Annotated in this window: 18 protein-coding genes; 6 read left to right on the top strand and 12 right to left on the bottom strand. The window is 52.6% G+C overall.

What is annotated here, in order from left to right:
* Positions 1-9: 9 nt before the first annotated feature.
* Positions 10-756 carry a hypothetical protein gene (locus DTHIO_RS16070; protein ID WP_008871315.1) on the bottom strand — a complete coding sequence of 249 codons (747 nt, stop codon included), beginning with the start codon at positions 754-756 and terminating at the stop codon, positions 10-12.
* Positions 757-1,299: 543 nt separating this feature from the next.
* On the opposite strand from DTHIO_RS16070, the gene DTHIO_RS16065 reads away from it, so the two are divergent.
* Together DTHIO_RS16065 and DTHIO_RS16060 are read left to right on the top strand one after the other, a co-directional pair.
* Positions 1,300-1,779 carry a hypothetical protein gene (locus DTHIO_RS16065; protein ID WP_008871314.1) on the top strand — a complete coding sequence of 160 codons (480 nt, stop codon included), beginning with the start codon at positions 1,300-1,302 and terminating at the stop codon, positions 1,777-1,779.
* Positions 1,779-2,000 (top strand): hypothetical protein, encoded by a 222-nt coding sequence (locus DTHIO_RS16060; protein WP_008871313.1) that lies wholly within the window; start codon positions 1,779-1,781, stop codon positions 1,998-2,000. Before DTHIO_RS16065 ends, DTHIO_RS16060 begins: the two co-directional genes overlap by 1 nt.
* A 358-nt stretch (positions 2,001-2,358) precedes the next feature.
* Here DTHIO_RS16060 and DTHIO_RS20845 read toward each other — a convergent pair whose 3' ends face one another.
* From DTHIO_RS20845 to DTHIO_RS16005, 11 genes are all read right to left on the bottom strand, one after another.
* On the bottom strand, positions 2,359-3,672 hold the full coding sequence (locus DTHIO_RS20845) for a tetratricopeptide repeat protein (protein ID WP_008871312.1): 1,314 nt from the start codon (positions 3,670-3,672) through the stop codon (positions 2,359-2,361).
* 82 nt (positions 3,673-3,754) lie between these two features.
* On the bottom strand, positions 3,755-4,030 hold the full coding sequence (locus DTHIO_RS16050; RefSeq protein ID WP_008871311.1) for an FtsB family cell division protein: 276 nt from the start codon (positions 4,028-4,030) through the stop codon (positions 3,755-3,757).
* Positions 4,031-4,091: 61 nt separating this feature from the next.
* Positions 4,092-4,361, bottom strand: a complete 270-nt coding sequence (locus DTHIO_RS16045; RefSeq protein ID WP_008871310.1) for a hypothetical protein — start codon at positions 4,359-4,361, stop codon at positions 4,092-4,094.
* Entirely contained in the window at positions 4,354-4,827 is a 474-nt protein-coding gene (locus DTHIO_RS16040; RefSeq protein ID WP_008871309.1) for a response regulator, read from the bottom strand. Before DTHIO_RS16040 ends, DTHIO_RS16045 begins: the two co-directional genes overlap by 8 nt.
* A gap of 149 nt (positions 4,828-4,976) precedes the next feature.
* Positions 4,977-6,146, bottom strand: a complete 1,170-nt coding sequence (locus DTHIO_RS16035) for a type IV pilus twitching motility protein PilT (RefSeq protein ID WP_008871308.1) — start codon at positions 6,144-6,146, stop codon at positions 4,977-4,979.
* A gap of 2 nt (positions 6,147-6,148) precedes the next feature.
* On the bottom strand, positions 6,149-7,231 hold the full coding sequence (locus DTHIO_RS16030) for a type IV pilus twitching motility protein PilT (RefSeq protein WP_008871307.1): 1,083 nt from the start codon (positions 7,229-7,231) through the stop codon (positions 6,149-6,151).
* A gap of 125 nt (positions 7,232-7,356) precedes the next feature.
* Positions 7,357-7,896: a CDP-diacylglycerol--glycerol-3-phosphate 3-phosphatidyltransferase gene (gene pgsA, locus DTHIO_RS16025; protein ID WP_008871306.1), complete on the bottom strand. Its 540-nt coding sequence runs from the start codon at positions 7,894-7,896 to the stop codon at positions 7,357-7,359.
* Positions 7,897-7,901: 5 nt separating this feature from the next.
* Positions 7,902-8,480 carry a transglycosylase SLT domain-containing protein gene (locus DTHIO_RS16020; protein ID WP_008871305.1) on the bottom strand — a complete coding sequence of 193 codons (579 nt, stop codon included), beginning with the start codon at positions 8,478-8,480 and terminating at the stop codon, positions 7,902-7,904.
* Between the two features lie 5 nt (positions 8,481-8,485).
* Positions 8,486-9,088 carry a molybdenum cofactor guanylyltransferase gene (gene mobA, locus DTHIO_RS16015; protein WP_008871304.1) on the bottom strand — a complete coding sequence of 201 codons (603 nt, stop codon included), beginning with the start codon at positions 9,086-9,088 and terminating at the stop codon, positions 8,486-8,488.
* Positions 9,089-9,109: 21 nt separating this feature from the next.
* On the bottom strand, positions 9,110-9,997 hold the full coding sequence (locus tag DTHIO_RS16010) for a formate dehydrogenase accessory protein FdhE (RefSeq protein WP_008871303.1): 888 nt from the start codon (positions 9,995-9,997) through the stop codon (positions 9,110-9,112).
* 82 nt (positions 9,998-10,079) lie between these two features.
* On the bottom strand, positions 10,080-10,850 hold the full coding sequence (locus DTHIO_RS16005) for a prepilin peptidase (protein WP_008871302.1): 771 nt from the start codon (positions 10,848-10,850) through the stop codon (positions 10,080-10,082).
* Positions 10,851-11,468: 618 nt separating this feature from the next.
* Here DTHIO_RS16005 and DTHIO_RS16000 point away from each other — a divergent pair.
* The 4 genes from DTHIO_RS16000 to DTHIO_RS20060 are packed head-to-tail and all read left to right on the top strand — an operon-like array spanning position 11,469 to position 15,783.
* Complete coding sequence (locus DTHIO_RS16000) at positions 11,469-12,734, top strand: phenylacetate--CoA ligase family protein (protein WP_008871301.1); 1,266 nt, start codon at positions 11,469-11,471, stop codon at positions 12,732-12,734.
* A 56-nt stretch (positions 12,735-12,790) separates the two neighbouring features.
* Positions 12,791-13,876, top strand: a complete 1,086-nt coding sequence (locus tag DTHIO_RS15995; RefSeq protein WP_161598691.1) for a ChaN family lipoprotein — start codon at positions 12,791-12,793, stop codon at positions 13,874-13,876.
* Between the two features lie 2 nt (positions 13,877-13,878).
* The gene (gene mutM, locus DTHIO_RS15990; protein ID WP_008871299.1) at positions 13,879-14,700 is read left to right on the top strand and encodes a bifunctional DNA-formamidopyrimidine glycosylase/DNA-(apurinic or apyrimidinic site) lyase; all 822 of its coding nucleotides are present in this window, start codon (positions 13,879-13,881) and stop codon (positions 14,698-14,700) included.
* 6 nt (positions 14,701-14,706) lie between these two features.
* Positions 14,707-15,783, top strand: a complete 1,077-nt coding sequence (locus DTHIO_RS20060) for a GGDEF domain-containing protein (protein ID WP_008871298.1) — start codon at positions 14,707-14,709, stop codon at positions 15,781-15,783.
* Positions 15,784-16,038 lie beyond the last annotated feature (255 nt).

The raw sequence follows: 16,038 nt of genomic DNA, 5'->3' as shown, positions 1-16,038 counted from the left end.
CAACCTCCCTTATTTGTCTTTAAGCAGATATATCAGCCAGTCCTGGCCCACAGACCGGGCAAACCAGAAAAACCGGCTGTTATCCACCTCGATTGTGCCGCTTATTTTTTTCCTGGTGAGCTCTCCCCATTCCACCTCGTTCATCTCTTCCTTCAGGTCCTGGTACTGTCCCGGCCAGACCACCTTTTCCCTGCAGATGATGACGATTTCATCGGGATCGGCGCTGTCGGCTATGAAACTTCTGGGGTCAAAATGAACCACTGTCAGCCCTTCTATTTCAAAATCCCGGTATACGGCACTGGCAAGCAGTATTTCCGGCCCCAGTGGAGTGTCTTCCACTGCAAGCATTGTCTGGCCCAGGGGCAGCTCCAGGGCCCTGGGAAACAGCGGGGAATATTCAAGCTGTTTGATGCCGTCCCGGGGATGCTCGGCCTGTACATTTTTCTCGGTGTCCAGTACAGCAATGCCGTTTAACCAGGGAAAGTCCTGCACCAGGTTTTCCTTCCATTGCAGCGGCGGGTAATCGTCCTGGACAGACAGCCGGCGCAGGAGCATGGACAATTCAGTATCCACCGGGTATATGTTCTGGACAAGCTCCAGTTGAAGCCTGTCCATGTCTTTGTCGGAAACTTTCATCTCGTACTCCGACGGACCGGTGGGCCAGTACCTGTCTCTCAGTTCCGTTATCCCGCCGCAGCCAGGGGTGAGAAGGATCAGGGCCAAGACGAGTATTACCGGGAACGTGAACTGATTCATTCTTCCTCCATTATAAAAAAAAAGTAGCTTTGCAGTTTATCACAAGAAATGCTCCCCAGGTTTTTTTTTGCGCGGTTGCCGGGAGCCTGACTCGGCGCATAGATATCTGGTTAGCAGCAACAAAAAATAAGGCCATATAATGCTGGCCTGAAATTGAAAATGCCGGGAAATACCTTGAACCCGGCCATGTACAGGGTCTATTCATCAAGGGTCTACCCTGCCAGATGTCTCTGCAAAAAGTCATTTTGTCACGTCAGGCGTGTGACAAGAGGACAGGGGGTTCGACGCCATGATATATAAAAATCGAATAGTTAGCTGCATCCAGTCGGGGATGGCTGTCTGCATTCAGACTTTCTGCAGGTTTATCCTGCCCGCCCAGGTTCTGTAATCAATCCCGGGTTTGATATTATTTCCCTTTTTCTATAAATAAATGTGTCTCAGGACGCAATACCAAAAACCCTGTCCAGTGCCTTGCGCTTCGACGGACAGATTAAACATGCACAGGATTTGCTTCAAGGGATTTCCTGCTGAAGGCTGACAGTTATGGATGCTTGGGATCTTCTTATATACCTGATGATATTTCTGGCGGCGGTGGTGGGAACCGCTCTGGCCTATGCCCGCATGCTGGACTGGAAAAAGAGAAATATCAAGCTTCTGGAACAGCGTCTGGCTGAAACACAGAAGCATTATAACGAACTGACAAAAGAGGTCGGGGATCTCAAGCTCAAGAAAAACAGGCTGAGAAGCGAGCTGCAGGACCGGAAAAAGGTTCAGGACATGAACAGTGAAACCAGGCAGAAAGAGCAGGAACATGATCAGGAATGGGCTGAGGATCAGCTCCCGGAGAGCCTTTCGTATCTGCTCAATAAAGGTATAGTTGAACACAAGCACATTGAAAAGGCCAGGCAGTACCTTGAAAAAGGGGACAACGCCGGGCTTGCAGTGGAAGACGCCATGGTTCTTCTGGGTTTTGTTCAGCCAGAGGATCTGCGTAAAGCCAAAAAAAAGGTGCAGAAAGACTGATGTATTTTATTCTTTGGACATTGCTGCTGCTGGTTTTTTGCTCCTGGTTTCTGGGGTACAAGTATATCCAGATGCATGCGGAAATAAGGGCCAGGGAGCATAAGATAATCGCCAAGGAGGCCCGGATAAAGGAGATGATAAAAGGCCTTGAAGAAGAAAAGGAAAAGCTGGAGCAGGAGATCCAGGAGGTCAGCAGCGAGCTTGGCCAGTTGAAGGATTAGATTCAGGGATTGGGGGATTGGGGGATTCAGGAATTCAAGAATTCAGGAATTGGGGGATTCAGGAATTCATTTTAATGCTGCAGGGAAACTTATGACTGACTTCCGGGGACTGTCCCGCACCTACTTGATTTCTCAGCAAGTTCCAGCGATTTCATGAAATCATTCCCAAGTAGGTGCGGGACTGTCCCCAATTGAGATACGATATCAGCACAAATTTCAAACAAACATGTTGGCAACTTTATCTGACACCCAGCCTGCCCCGCTGGATAGAATTACGTGCACGGCGTAAACTCCCCTCCTTAGCCAAGGAGGGGCCGGGGGTGGTTGTATGAGATCCCTTCCTTATCCCTTCCCTTTCCTATTTTTTATCCAGTCTGTCAGCAAGGCGGGAAAGAAAACTCATGACCTCTTTTTTATCCGAAGCCTCCCTGTCTGTGCTTTTTTCCTTTTCCCCTGCATCTTCAGGATCAGTTTCCAGGAAGTTTTTTTCCCGGTCTTCAAGAAATTGCTGCGGCTCTTTTTCATCTGTGTTGTCAGGCTGCCGGGCAGCAGGATCGGTGTTGAGGGCTGAAGGTTCTTCCATCTCAGCCGTCACAGGAGACTGGTCCCGGCTATCATGGTCCAGGCCCAGTGTTTGTTGCAGTCCGGATATAATGCTTTCCAGTTCCAGTCGTTCCGGGCCGGGCAGACTTCTAACCCAGAGTTCCCTGTAGATGTCCAGAGCCTTTTGATACTCTTCCTGGGCGGCCAGCAGGTCAGCCATGGATCTTGTCCTGGCATCGTCTTCAAATTTTATATCCTCCACTTCTTCCGGATCGTCGAACTCTTCTTCCCCGGCGATGCTGCCCGGCTCGATTTCCTGCAGTTCATCGTGCTGGTTTGCTTCTTCATGAAGAGGCGCATCTTCGCCGGCCTGGGTAGTGGCATGCTCCATTTCGTGTTCGACAGCATCAGGCTCCTCTTCAGGGGCTTTCTGGGGTTCGGAAAGCTCGGGGAAATCCTCATGGGATGCTTCGGGCTGCGCATCTTCCTCTACGGCATCCATGCTTTCCAGGGGGGCTTCATGAGCAGCTTCCTCGCCAGGTATCTGCGTGTCCTCGCTGTCCAGAGGCTCTAAGGAGAAATCCCGGCTGGCGTCATTTGCAGGCTCTGTGTCAGGTTCTGGATCTGATTCATCAGGTTCTGGATCTGATTCGTCCGGTTCAGGTTCCGGGTGCGGATGGGCAGGGGCTGGCTCAGCAGGGGGTGTTTCCGGAACATGGGATTTTTTTAGATGGTCCAGGCCGTTTTGAAAAACCCGGGACCAAGTAAGGGAATGATCAGATATCCACGAGGACAGAAAAGCAGCAGCAAGGGCTGGCTCATCACGGCCTTCCTCTTTGAAGGCAGCAGCCAGTCCTGACCAGAATTCCGGTGAATCCAGGACCCTGTCGAATATCTCCCGGTAAACCCCCCGGGCGGCACTTGAATTGCCGGCGCGCTCCATGACCGATGCCAGAAGAAGTCTGGCCTGCATGTGCTCGGGGTGCTTTTCCAGGCCGGATTCCAGAACTGCCTGGGCTTTTTCCAGGTGGTCATGTTCGCAGTAGAGTCTGGCCAGGGTGTAGAAAAGCTTGGAGCCGGGCTCAAGCTCCAGCACCTGTTCGTAGAAGTCAATTCTGTCTTGGCTCATGCATTGTCCCGTTGTGCCTTTTTTCGGTTTTTGATTTTCTGCTGCGGAAAAAGCCCGCCCCGGACAAGTCAAACACGCACATTTAATCGGAAAAGTAGTACATTACCTCGTCTTCGCGTACGTATCCCATTTCCTTGCGCACAGCCTCCTTGATGAAGTCCTTTCTGCTGCGCAGGTGCTTTATTTCTTTGCTGAGCTGCTTGTTTTCCTCTAAAAGCGCCTTGTTTTCCTGCTTGAGTTCCTGAAAAGTCTCTTTGTTTTCCAGGTAGACCGGTACGCTGCTGGGCCCCCAGTAAAGCTGGTAGGCCAGGACTATGTTTGCACCGAGCAGGATAAGTACGATGAGCCTGATGAGCATGGTAATTCTTTCATCCGGAGCCGGTCTGGAAGATATCCGAAAAAATTTGAAGCCCTGGAGCTTACTGCAGAGTTTCGTGGTTTTCCTGGGGCAGAAATTCCCCGGGGATCTCCAGTTCTTTCAAAAATACTTCCGTGGCGTTTTCAATACGTTCAACTTCAGCGTCTGAAAGCTCCATGCCGGCGATTTTACCGGAAATTTCCTTGAGTTGCCTGAACTCTTTTTTCAGTTCATGGTGGACAGAAATCCTGCTCAGCAGGGGTTCCATTTCTACAATGGTCAACAGGCAGTTTTTGAGCCTGGCCTGAAGTATTGTCTTTTCATTAATCATTCATTTCCTCCAAAACCTTGTGCCAAGGGTGATAGTAAAGCTGGTATCCCCTGAGGCACTGCATAATAAGTTCTTCCAGGTTGTCTGAATCATCGATGTTGAGGTAAAAGTTGGCACCAAGCACTAAGGACTGGCTCTGGTGCATGCTGGGCGCTTCACCGCCCAGAACGATCAGGTTCATGGCCCGCCTGGTGTTGCCGGGCCATGAATTTATCTCCTCAAACATGGAGGCATTGCTGCTGTTATGCTGTACCACAGCCACATCGTACCTGTTCAGGCGAAGTTTGGCCACCCCCTGTCCCGGATCGTCAGCCGTGGCTGTATAATACCCCTGGGATTCGAATATGGTAACTAATTTTTCCGTAAGCCCTTTTTCGTGAGTAAAAATAAAACAGGCCCTGGAGCCGGGGGGGAACAGGTCCGGCTCTACTGATGCATTTTCGTTAGGTATTGCATCCTGATTCATGAGTTAATAACCTCATTGAAAAAAGTTGGTACCAGCTAAGGATCTGTAACGATATAAGTGTTATATTTGTCTTCTAATTGTTCACACGCGCAGATCAAGAGATGCCCACCATGAAGCCCAAGAAGGTCCATGAAAGGTGTATGTGCATCTTACCTGTTTCTGTTTTCATAGTCCAGGTCCAGTTCCAGACCGTCTATATCCGTGACTTTCTCGCCCTTGAGGGATTTCTCCCTGTCTATCATCTGCTTCAGACGGGACTTGTCCGAGGCGCTTAACATGGCCGTCTCTTCGGCTATTATACCTTCCTTGTAAAGCCGCATGAGGTACTGGTCAAACGTGGCCATGCCGTAAGTCTCTCCTGCGGAAATAACATTGTAAAAGGTCTTTTCCTCGGTTTCCCCGTTCATGATTACGTCGCGTATGCGCAGGTTGGAGCTCAGGATCTCGAAGGCGGCCACGCGTCCGCCGTCAGTCCTGGGCAGAAGCCTCTGGGAGACCACGTATTTGAGGCTGTCCGCCAGCCTGGAGCGGATGAGCTGTTCTTCGCTTAATTCAAACATGGCTATGATGCGGTTGACGGTCTGGCCGGCATCGCTGGTATGCAGGGTGCCCAGGACTAAGTGGCCTGTTTCGGCTGCTTCCAGGGCAATGCCCACTGTTTGCCGGTCTCTTATTTCCCCCACCAGGATTACTTTGGGAGCCTGGCGCAGAGCAGCCCGCAGGCCCGAGGCGAAGCTGTCGAAGTCCCTGCCCATTTCCCTTTGATTGATTACCCCTTTTTTGTGGGGATGGGTAAATTCCACCGGGTCTTCCAGGGTGACGATGTGCTTGCTTTCCCTGGAGTTTATTTCGTTGATGAGGGCCGCAAGGGAGGTGGATTTACCGGTTCCGGTGCCTCCGGTGACCAGGATCAGTCCGTATTTTTCCCTGGCCATATCCTGAAATATCTGCGGCAGGGCCAGATCCTCCAGGCTGGGGACATGCATGGCAAGCTTGCGCATGACCACGGCCAGAGAACCCTTCTGCCCGAACACGTTGACCCTGAACCTGGACTGCCCGGGCAGTTCGTAGGACAGATCACAGGAGCCTGTGCGGGCCTGGTCCCGGTAAAGTCTTAGATCGCTTCCCATCATGGCCATAGCCATGGCTTCCACCTGGAAGGGAACCAGGTTGCCCATATCCGGGCTGATGCGGGCATCGGCCAGCTGCCCGTGGACCTCTACCTGGATGGGCTTGCCCGCGGTGAGGATGATATCCGACAGGTCCGGGTGCTTTGAGAGTATCTGTCCAATGATGTGATTCAGCTGCGATTTGAGCATAGTTACACCTCTGTAAAGTCCTGGGGGGTGTCTTTGAGATAATCTTTAAACTTGGCCTTGTTAACGGCCTTGTTGTAGGCGTCTTCAGGGTCGATGCGGCTTTGCTGCAGGTGTTTCATGATGGATTCGTCCAGAGTCTGCATGCCGAATTTTTTTCCGGTTTCAATGACGGAATTTATCTGGAAGTTTTTGTTTTCCCGTATGAGGTTTCTAACTGCAGGGGTGGCGATGAGAATTTCCAGGGCGGCCACCCTTCCGGGCTTGTCTATGCGCTTGAACAGGCTCTGGGCGATGATGGCCCGCAGGGATTCGGACAGGCTGGATCGTATCTGCCCCTGCATTTCACCGGGAAAAACTTCGATAATGCGGTCGATGGTCTTGGAAGCGGAAATAGTATGCAGGGTGCCGAATACCAGGTGGCCTGTCTCCGAGGCTTCCAGGGCCAGTTCAATGGTTTCCAGGTCCCGCAGTTCTCCCACCAGGATGATGTCCGGGTCTTCGCGCAGGGCTCCGCGAAGGGCGGATTTGAAGCTCTGGGTATCCCGGCCCACCTCGCGCTGGTTTATCAGGCAGTTTTCTGGCTGGTGCACAAATTCTATGGGATCTTCAATGGTCAGGATATGATCCTTGCGGGTCTTGTTGGCGTAGTCGATGCATGCGGCCAGGGTGGTGGATTTTCCGCTTCCGGTGGGTCCGGTGACCAGGACCAGCCCCTTGGGCAGCATGGCCAGGCGCTTCATGATCCCGGGCAGGCCGAGATCCTCAATGGACAGGATTTTCTGGGGAATCTCCCGGAAGACTGCAGCTACGCCCAGTCGCTGCCAGAAGAAATTGACCCTGTATCTGGCCACGTTGGGCACTTCATAGGAAAAGTCCACATCCCCGGTTTCCTCGAAGACCTTGACCTTGTTTTCCGGGGTGATTTCATAAAGCATTTTTTTCAGTTCTTCGTTTTCCAGGGCCTTGTACTTGATGCGCTGCAGTTCGCCGTGCAGGCGGATGATGGGCTGAGAACCCGTGGAAAGATGCAGGTCCGAAGCCCCAAGTTCATGCATCATCTTGAAAAAAGCATCTATCTGAGCCATGTGTCATCTCCCTTGGTATCTTGAACGTTTTTGTCCCCTGCCTTCTGACCTCTGTCCTCTTATTTCTTATTTCTGACTTCTGGTTCCTGCCTTCTGACCCCTGATCCCTGATTCCTGTCTTCTGGTTACCGAAAGGCCTGCACGTAAAACACCCTCAGATAATTGATCCCGGAAACAACCGCCAGGATCATGGCGATGTGAATCAGGATCTGTCCCAGCAGGGTGGGATCAAAACCCCACCAGGGGTAATGAAGCATCAGAGGACAAAGGGCTACAACCTGGAAAATGGTTTTCAGTTTGCCGTACCTGTCAGCGGATATGACAATGCTTTGCTCCGCAGCAATGGCTCTTAATCCGGTGACGGTTATCTCCCTGGTGATTATCACTATGGCAATCCAGGCATGCAGCCAGCTGTTGTGCACCAGCATTATGAGTACTGCTGTAATGAGGATTTTGTCTGCCAGGGGGTCCAGGAACTTGCCCATTTTGGTTACCTGGTTGTATCGCCTGGCCAGAAGACCGTCAAAGAGGTCGGTCAGGGAAGCTATGATAAAGATGAGCATGGCTGCCGCCGCAGTAGTCCTGGAAGGAAAATAGAGAAGGATTACTATAATGGGAACAGTGGCAATTCGGGCGAATGTCAGGCTGTTGGGCAGATTGAACATGGTTTTCACCGGACCTGTTTGGAGTTGTTGTAAATGTCCAGGACCCTGTCAACATAGTTTACGGTTTCCTCAAAAGGAGGGATGCCACCATATTTTTCCACCCTGGACGGGCCGGCATTATATGCAGCCAGGGCAAGCTCGGTGTCCTGAAAGCGGTTTAAAAGCCATCTGTAGTACCTGACGCCGGCCTCCACATTGGAATCTGCGTCAAAGGGGTCTTTCAGGCCCAGGTCTTTTTGCGTCTCGGGCATGATCTGCATCAGACCCTGGGCTCCGGCCAGAGATACCGCCCGGGCGTCGAAATTGGACTCCACCTGGATCATGGCCCGGATCAGATCGGGATCCACCTGGTAACGCCTGCTGTAGGTCACTATGCTTTGCTCCAGTTGTCCGGGTGTCTTCTCCTGGGTGCGACCGAAAAAGGCAAAGGGCCGGTATTTCTGCGAAGTGGGCAGGTCTGTGAAATGGTGCGTACCGGATTCATCCTGGTAGTAGTAGATTGTCCCCTGTCCGGCCCAGGCAGGTTGTCCGGCAAGAAGGAGATAGACAGCCCCCATAATTCCTGCGGCTTGAATAAATGACATACACTTTACCCTGTCAGAGTGCCTGGATTGACTTCAGCAAGAATCTTTTCCAGGTCCCCGGGGTAGTTTACATTGAAGAAAAAGTGCTCCTCCTGGATCCCGTAAGGGATATGCAGGCGGTATTCCGGAGGCACGGCTGTGCTCAACCTGTAGCATCCCTTCTCATAAGAGGCAAGGAGCAGGTCCAGGCAGCGGGTTTCGTAAACGGCCACCAGGGATTCGATGTAACCGGTTTGCTCCTGCATAAAAGTGGTCATGCACTGTCTGCCGGGAGAGGAGCTTCTGTGTGCAATAAGCCTGGCAAGCAAGTCCTCATGCATGGCAGGCAGGTCACAGGCCAGGACAAGGCAGGGAGAGCTGAGCCTTTTAAGGGCTGTGATTATCCCTCCCATGGGGCCTATGCCCGGAATTTCATCAAGCATCCAGGGTGCGTCGACCTGCTCCGGGTGCTGTCCCACCACCCAGGTGCTCCGGCAGAACCTGCGGGCCAGGGAGACCATGCGCTGGACCAGGGTCTGCCCCTGTATCCTGACCCGGGTCTTATCCCTGCCCAGGCGGGTGCTTTTTCCGCCTGCAAGGATGACCGCGCTTAAGTCTTGAGCAGTCATTTGCTTTAAAAGGCAAAAATCTTAGAAGCCCCAGGCTGACAGGGTGGGGCGGATATATCCCTCTTCCTTGGCCTTGATGTCCAGGGGCAGTGATTCCAGGTCGTCCAGCGGGGGCAGTGCCTTTTTGTCCATTTCCCTGAAGTCCATTGTCTTAATGTACATATTGCAGGATGTGCAGAGATCCACCCTGAACCCGGGAATTTCCCTCGTATGAAAGTATTCAAAGGAGTCGCTTTTTTCCACGGCGCAATACGGGCAGGCCATTCTTTTGAAACGGTATGCGGTGTGGCAGAAACTGCAGTGCAGGTAGCGAAATCCCTGTTTTTCTCTTAACTCTGCTATATAGGGCAGGCTGCCGCATACGGGACAGTGCCCTGACTGAAAAGTCTGCTGGGCGGGCAGGGCCAGGCTTAAGGAGTCGGCGGTTTTCGCCAGGGAAGGGGCGGCCGCGGACTGGACCAGGAAGTTCAGACTCCTGGGTGCTGAAGGCGTTTTTTCTCCAAAGGAGCGAAAGAAGTCGTCGTCGCCTTCAAGGTATTTTTTCATGGCCATGTCCAGAAATTCCGGGTCGCTGTCCATCTCTTTCTGGATGACCTCCATTGACTGGACCAGGTGTTCGTTGGAATCAGCCATGAACTTGAGGATTTTCAGGGCCAGTTCTCTGGACGTCTTGAAGTCCAGGGGGAACTCCTCCCTGGGTAGAAGCGGCTTGCCGCTGAGTACTTCATGGCTTGATGCAAGCGATGTGTGGGGATTGTTTTCCGGAGAAGCCTTTTCCGCGGCTTCCAGCTGATTTTTTATGATAAAGTCTACAAGCTGGGTAAGTTCTTTAGGGAGAAATGATTTCTGTTCCAGGGGTTTTTTGCGTTTTTTGTAGATTTTCAGTGACTTTTCCGGCTGTGTGAACATGTTTTCTCCAGTGATTTTGTTGTTGTTTCAGGCACAAGAGATAATTCTTTCGTCTTGAAAAGGCAATGCCAAAAGCGCTTTATCAACCACCCAGATACCAGGTCCATATATTTTCGCCGGCCAGGATATATATCACTGCTCCCAGGGCCAGAAAGGGGCCGAAGGGAATGGGGGTCTGCATTCCTCCTCCGGGGGTCTTTTTCATGTATATAAGTGAAGCTGCCAGTCCGGTCAGGGCTGCGGCGAATATCTGGATTGGAAGCCCCTGCCAGCCCACTAAGGCCCCCAGCATAAGCATGAGTTTTATGTCTCCGGTACCCAGGCCTTCGACTTTTTTGAATGTCCTGTAGGCCCATTGCAGGCTCCAGAACAGTCCCGCGCCCAGAAGCGCCCCCAGCAGTGCGTCCAGCCAGAAGACAGGCAGGATAAATGACGCGCCAAAGGCCAGCAAAGCCCCGGGCAGGGTGATGATATCGGGCAGTATGTATATTTTCAGGTCAATAAAGGAAGCCACAATAAGCAGGCCGAAAAAAAGCATGTAAGCCAGCCACTCCAGGCCGAAGCCGAATTTGAGAGCCAGAAAGAGGGCCAGTATTCCCGACAGGCTTTCCACGACAGGGTAGACCGGACTTATGCCCTGTCTGCATGAGCGGCATCTGCCCAGCAGCAGCACGTAACTGATCAGGGGAATGTTTTCCCACCAGGACAGGATGTGCCCGCATCCCGGGCAGTGAGATCCCGGCAGGACTATGGACTGGCCGGTAACATAACGGTGGATGCAGACGTTGTAGAAGCTGCCCAGGCAAAGCCCCACTATCAGGGCCAGGACAGGAAAAAAACTTTCAAATTCCATGCAGCAGTCCGGGTGGTTTTGCAGGTTTAAAAAAACTGGCGTAACTGTTCAGCACGCCTTGGGTTCACTCTTGTTCTGGCAAAAGTGTTATCATGGTTGATTGTAAATCATTACATAGACTTTAACTTAGCCCTGTAGACATACACAAGTCAACAGTAACTCTTCAGGGGGGAGATATGCCAATTTGCCTGTCTGCCATGTGGGCAATGCCTTGCTGGGGATTTTTATTCTTTAAAACCGTGTGTGCGGAGCACCTGCCTGCCCGCTAAAATTCCGCAGGACAGCAAAGCGCATTTTAGTCGGGTGTGAAGCCTGAAGGCTTCCCGTGCCAGAGAAGATTTTTTTGGCACGGGCAACTTCGTTGCACACGGGCGGCTCTGCCGCTCACGGCTGGGGAGTACGCCTCAGGCCTATTCCCGGTGGCGATTGCTGGCACCCCTTGAATGGTTACAGTCAGCACATACCCTGGGACTGAAAATGATTAAAGCTCGCGTGGTTGAAGCATGAAGTAGATTTTTCTTGAATTTGCTTATGAATATAGGTATAATGTTATTTTTTAAATTTTAATCCCTGACTCTAATCCTGCGAAAAGCACCCCTCAGGAGGAGGAAAATCATAATGACCCGAAAGGATCGAACCGAAGGCATCCTGACCAGGAAGGAAGTCCTGGATCAAAGCGAAAGGCAGAAATACTACCAGATTCAGCTCAAGGATCTTTTGAGCTATGCATACAGGTACTCCGAGGACGTGAAAAAGAGATTCGACCGGGCGCAGTTTTACGTGGACAAGTTCAAGACCCTGGGGGATCTGAAGCATATTCCCATTTTAAAGAAAAAAGAGCTTATATTTCTGCAGTCCATGGGACCACGCCTGGGGGGCCTGTTGACCAAGGACCTGGGGGAGCTGAGACGGATCTTTCTTTCCCCCGGTCCCATTTTCGATCCAGAGGACCGTACTGATGATTACTGGGGATGGACGGAAGGTTTTTATGCTACCGGTTTCAGGACAGGGGACATCGTCCAGGTCACCTTCAGCTACCACCTGGCCCCGGCCGGACTCATGTTTGAAGAGCCCCTGAGAAATATCGGCTGTTCCGTGGTTCCAGCAGGGCCCGGCAACACCAATACTCAGCTGGAGGTGATGCAGAAGCTCAGGGTAACCGGTTTTGTGGGCACTCCAAGTTACCTTATGCATCTGGCCCAGAAAGGGGAGGAAAAGGGGCTCAACCTGCGCAAGGACCTGTTTCTGGAAGTGGCCTTTGTCACCGGGGAAAAGTTTTCCGAGAAAGTGCGCTCCACCCTTGAGAAGAAGTTCGATCTCATCATGCGTCAGGGCTACGGCACAGCCGATGTGGGCAGCATCGGGTACGAATGCTTTCACAAGAACGGCCTGCACGTGTCCAACCGGACTTTCGTGGAGATCTGCCACCCGGATACCGGCATTCCCCTCAAGGAAGGGGAGGTTGGCGAGATAGTGGTCACCTCCTTCAATAAGACCTATCCGCTGATCCGCCTGGCTACCGGGGACCTTTCCTATATAGATCACAGCCCCTGCCCCTGCGGCCGGACCTCGCCCAGGCTGGGCAATATAGTGGGACGGGTGGACACCACCGCCAGGATCAAGGGCATGTTTGTCTATCCTCACCAGGTGGAACAGGTCATGGCCGGGTTCGAGGAGATCAAGAGGTGGCAGATCGAGGTTACCAACCCCGGGGGAATTGACGAAATGACCCTTTACATTGAGGCCTCCAGCTTTAAAAGGGAGGCGGAACTGCTGCATATCTTCAGGGAAAAGATCAAGATCAGGCCTGAGCTGCAAATACTGGCCCCAGGGACCCTGCCTCCCCAGGTAAGGCCCATCGAGGACAAGAGAACATGGGAATAGCCAGACTTTTTTTCTTATGCCTTGCTTTGCTCATGGTCGCCGCTTGTGCACCCAAAATGCCTGTTCATATTGAAGAACCCGCTCCGCAGCCCGGTGAGTTCTATACCGGCGACGGCGAGCGACTGACTTCCAAGGAGATGGTGGACAGGATAAGGGACAATGATTTCATTTTATTGGGCGAATCCCACAACAACCCATGCGATCACAAGGTCCAGGCCAGGATCGTGCACCTTCTGGCCCAGTCCGGAGTTGACCATGTCCTGGGGCTGGAGATGGTCAATGTACGCCGGCAGGAGGTCCTGGACAGCTTCAACAGGGGGGAAATTTCCCTGGAAGAACTGCCGGACAGACTGGACTGGAGCGAAACCTGGGGATACGATTTCGATCTGTACAGACCTGTTTTTGAGGCCGCCAGGGAGCACGGGGTACCAGTAAAGGCCCTTAATCTGCCCTCGGAAGTCACCCGCAGCATCAGCCACTACGGCCTGGACAGCCTGGATGAGGAGGACCGCAGGTATCTGCCGGATAAGATTACCATGCCCCCTGAAGAACAGCTCTCTTTCCTGGAAAAGCAGTATGAAATGCACCAGGAGTTTGTTCCGGAGGATCGTTCCGAACTGCAGCACTTTATTCAGGCCCAGTCCACCTGGGATTCCAAGATGGCGGAAATGGCCGAACAGTTTGGTTTCGAGCATTCCCTGCCTGTCGTGGTTCTGGCCGGCAGCGAGCATGTGCGCATGGGCTGGGGTATAGAGCACCGCCTGCTTAAGCAGGATGGAGATGCCCGGGTGACCAGGGTCCTGCCGGTACGAGACGTGGAGGACATAAGCCCGGACAATCCCCTTTATTTCTATTGCCCTCCTGCCCAGGCCCAGCATGGCCGCATGCGCCTGGGGCTTATAATGTCCAGGCAGGATGATGTCCTGGTGGTTCACGGCGTGGTGGAAGACAGCGCTGCCGACAGGGCCGGTTTTCAGAAGGGTGATGAGATAATTGGCGTAAACAGCCGGGCCGTACACGGGATGTCAGATCTGCACGATGCCGCTGTCAAAGCCTCAAAGACCGGGGAACCGGTGGTTTTTAAGGTGCTTCGAAAAGCAGGCATCAAGAGCCTTAAGCTGGAGCTTCCACGGGAAGAGTAGCCTTGCCGGAACTTCCAGAAGTAGAAACCATAGCTGCGGGGCTTGCCCCCCTGGTAAGCGGCAGGTCCATCCGGGATATATTTCTGATGCAGGCCCGGGTGGTACGCGGTGATGAGCTTGAGTTTCAAAGAAGGCTTCTGGGCCGTAAAGTCTTGGATGTGCGGCGAAGGGCCAAGCTTCTTATCCTGGATCTCGACGGGCCTTTACACTTGGTGTTTCATCTGAAAATGACCGGCAAGGTCTGGGTGCCGGACAAGGGTGTCCAGCCGGGAAAGCATACGCACCTTATTCTGGACCTGGGAGACGAGGTCTATGTCTTTTTTGACGACCAGCGCAGGTTCGGCTATGTAACAGCGCTGACACCGCCGGAACTTGAATCCTGGGATTTTTACCGCGGCCTTGGACCTGAGCCCCTGCACCTTTCCTCACAGGACTTTACAGATATTTTTCAGGGCAGAAAGGCCCGCATCAAGTCCCTTCTGCTGGATCAGCAGGTTATAGCCGGCATCGGCAATATTTATGCTGATGAGGCCCTGTACATGGCCGGGATTCATCCCTGCACCCGGGCCGTTGATCTGTCCGGGGATCAACTGGAGGCTCTGCACTGCAGCCTGCAGCAGGTACTGCAGGAGGCCATTCAGGCCGGGGGAAGCTCTTTCCGGGACTATCGCAACGCCCTGGGGGTGGCCGGGCTTTTTCAGGAAAATTTTAAAGTGTACGGCAAAAAAGGGTTGCCTTGTCCGGAATGCGGGGCTAATCTTGAGAGTACAAAGGTCGCAGGCCGAAGTTCCTGTTTCTGCCCCCAGTGTCAGACAGACGGGTAAAAAAGCATGGAAGCAAACAAGAAAAAAAATAGCACAAAGTCCATTACCCCGGACGAACTGAACAGTACTCTGTGCAGGCTGGGAGTTGAGCACCGGCCGGAATGGATAGCGGTGATCTTTTTTATCCGCAATCTCATGAGCCGGATGAACTCCATCGAGTTAGAAAAGAAATACCAGCTGCAAAGAGAGGTTCTGCAAGTAATAGAAAAAAAGGAGTTCACCGGGGAAAACCTGGACAGGATCATACGCAGCATGGAAGAGGCTTTTACCTGCAACCTGCAGGACAACCTGGGGCTGATGGAACAGAAGCTGGCCAACGAGCAGAAGTTCACCAATACTTTGCTGTCCCAGATTCAGCTGCTCACAGATGAGTTCAGGAAATCAGTCAACCGCCAGAGCACCGACCTGGAGGATTTCGGGGAGCAGACTGTATCGGATATCGAAAACAACAAGGATCCCGGCGAGATCATCGGCTATATCCGGGGAACAATAAAAGAGATAGTAACCCAGGCCAGAAAAGAGGCCGATTCCTGGGAAAACAAGGCCAGAACTCTGGAACACTATGCCAGGTATGACCATCTGCTGGGATCGCTCTATAATCGCAGCTGGTTTGACGAGAAGATTTACAGTTTGACTGAGCAGGCCCTGGAAAATAATGCCCGCCTGGCCCTGCTCATGATAGATGTGGATCACTTCAAATCCATTAACGACAGCTGGGGGCATCAGGTGGGGGATGATGTGCTAAAGGCCCTGGCCAAGATCATCAAGGAGCATGCCGAGGTGGGCAGCGGTTATCCCTGTCGTTATGGAGGAGAAGAGCTGTGTATAATTTTTAAGGACACCGATGAACAGCTGGCCGGTGTACAGGCCGAGGAACTGCGCCGCGAGGTGCAGGGCTACAATTTCATTCCCAGGAAAAAAGATGGAAGTCTGGGAGACTCCATCAACTTTACAGTCAGTATCGGAGTGGCGGAACTGCAGAAAGACTGGGACGCCGGAATGCTTATAGGAGCGGCTGACAAGGCCCTCTACCACGCCAAGGAATCCGGCCGCAACAGGGCGATCCTTTTTTCCGAGCTTTAATCCTTCCCGTCTGGTCTAATGTGTCTGTAAAAAGTTTTTTTCAGGCACGAGAGGACACCCGTAACCATTCAGGGGGTCCCCAGTATTGATTACTGGCCGGTTTCGGCATCCCGCTGAATGTTTACGGACACCCGGCATCTACTCCCCTCCTTAGCCAAGGAGGGGCCGGGGGTGGTTGTATGAACTCCCTTCCTTATTTCAATATTTTTTCTCAGGGGCTCATTTTCCGCGCAGGGGCGTGGAGAAACCGGGACT

It is taken from the genome of Desulfonatronospira thiodismutans ASO3-1 (assembly GCF_000174435.1).
GTDB lineage: Bacteria > Desulfobacterota > Desulfovibrionia > Desulfovibrionales > Desulfonatronovibrionaceae > Desulfonatronospira > Desulfonatronospira thiodismutans.
The sequence above is the reverse complement of the archived record's forward strand: the minus strand, read 5'-3'. Positions and strand labels throughout refer to the sequence as shown.

Bases quoted from the DNA above. Each gene is read 5' to 3' on its own strand.
- DTHIO_RS16065 (WP_008871314.1), top strand. From the start codon at position 1,300: ATGGATGCTTGGGATCTTCTTATATACCTGATGATATTTCTGGCGGCG.
- pgsA (WP_008871306.1), bottom strand. From the start codon at position 7,896: ATGTTCAATCTGCCCAACAGCCTGACATTCGCCCGAATTGCCACTGTT.
- DTHIO_RS16010 (WP_008871303.1), bottom strand. From the start codon at position 9,997: ATGTTCACACAGCCGGAAAAGTCACTGAAAATCTACAAAAAACGCAAA.
- DTHIO_RS16030 (WP_008871307.1), bottom strand. From the start codon at position 7,231: ATGGCTCAGATAGATGCTTTTTTCAAGATGATGCATGAACTTGGGGCT.
- DTHIO_RS16070 (WP_008871315.1), bottom strand. From the start codon at position 756: ATGAATCAGTTCACGTTCCCGGTAATACTCGTCTTGGCCCTGATCCTT.
- DTHIO_RS16045 (WP_008871310.1), bottom strand. From the start codon at position 4,361: ATGATTAATGAAAAGACAATACTTCAGGCCAGGCTCAAAAACTGCCTG.
- DTHIO_RS16005 (WP_008871302.1), bottom strand. From the start codon at position 10,850: ATGGAATTTGAAAGTTTTTTTCCTGTCCTGGCCCTGATAGTGGGGCTT.
- DTHIO_RS20060 (WP_008871298.1), top strand. From the start codon at position 14,707: ATGGAAGCAAACAAGAAAAAAAATAGCACAAAGTCCATTACCCCGGAC.
- DTHIO_RS16035 (WP_008871308.1), bottom strand. From the start codon at position 6,146: ATGCTCAAATCGCAGCTGAATCACATCATTGGACAGATACTCTCAAAG.
- DTHIO_RS16000 (WP_008871301.1), top strand. From the start codon at position 11,469: ATGACCCGAAAGGATCGAACCGAAGGCATCCTGACCAGGAAGGAAGTC.
- DTHIO_RS15995 (WP_161598691.1), top strand. From the start codon at position 12,791: ATGCCTGTTCATATTGAAGAACCCGCTCCGCAGCCCGGTGAGTTCTAT.
- DTHIO_RS16020 (WP_008871305.1), bottom strand. From the start codon at position 8,480: ATGTCATTTATTCAAGCCGCAGGAATTATGGGGGCTGTCTATCTCCTT.
- DTHIO_RS20845 (WP_008871312.1), bottom strand. From the start codon at position 3,672: ATGAGCCAAGACAGAATTGACTTCTACGAACAGGTGCTGGAGCTTGAG.
- DTHIO_RS16050 (WP_008871311.1), bottom strand. From the start codon at position 4,030: ATGCTCATCAGGCTCATCGTACTTATCCTGCTCGGTGCAAACATAGTC.
- DTHIO_RS16060 (WP_008871313.1), top strand. From the start codon at position 1,779: ATGTATTTTATTCTTTGGACATTGCTGCTGCTGGTTTTTTGCTCCTGG.
- mobA (WP_008871304.1), bottom strand. From the start codon at position 9,088: ATGACTGCTCAAGACTTAAGCGCGGTCATCCTTGCAGGCGGAAAAAGC.
- DTHIO_RS16040 (WP_008871309.1), bottom strand. From the start codon at position 4,827: ATGAATCAGGATGCAATACCTAACGAAAATGCATCAGTAGAGCCGGAC.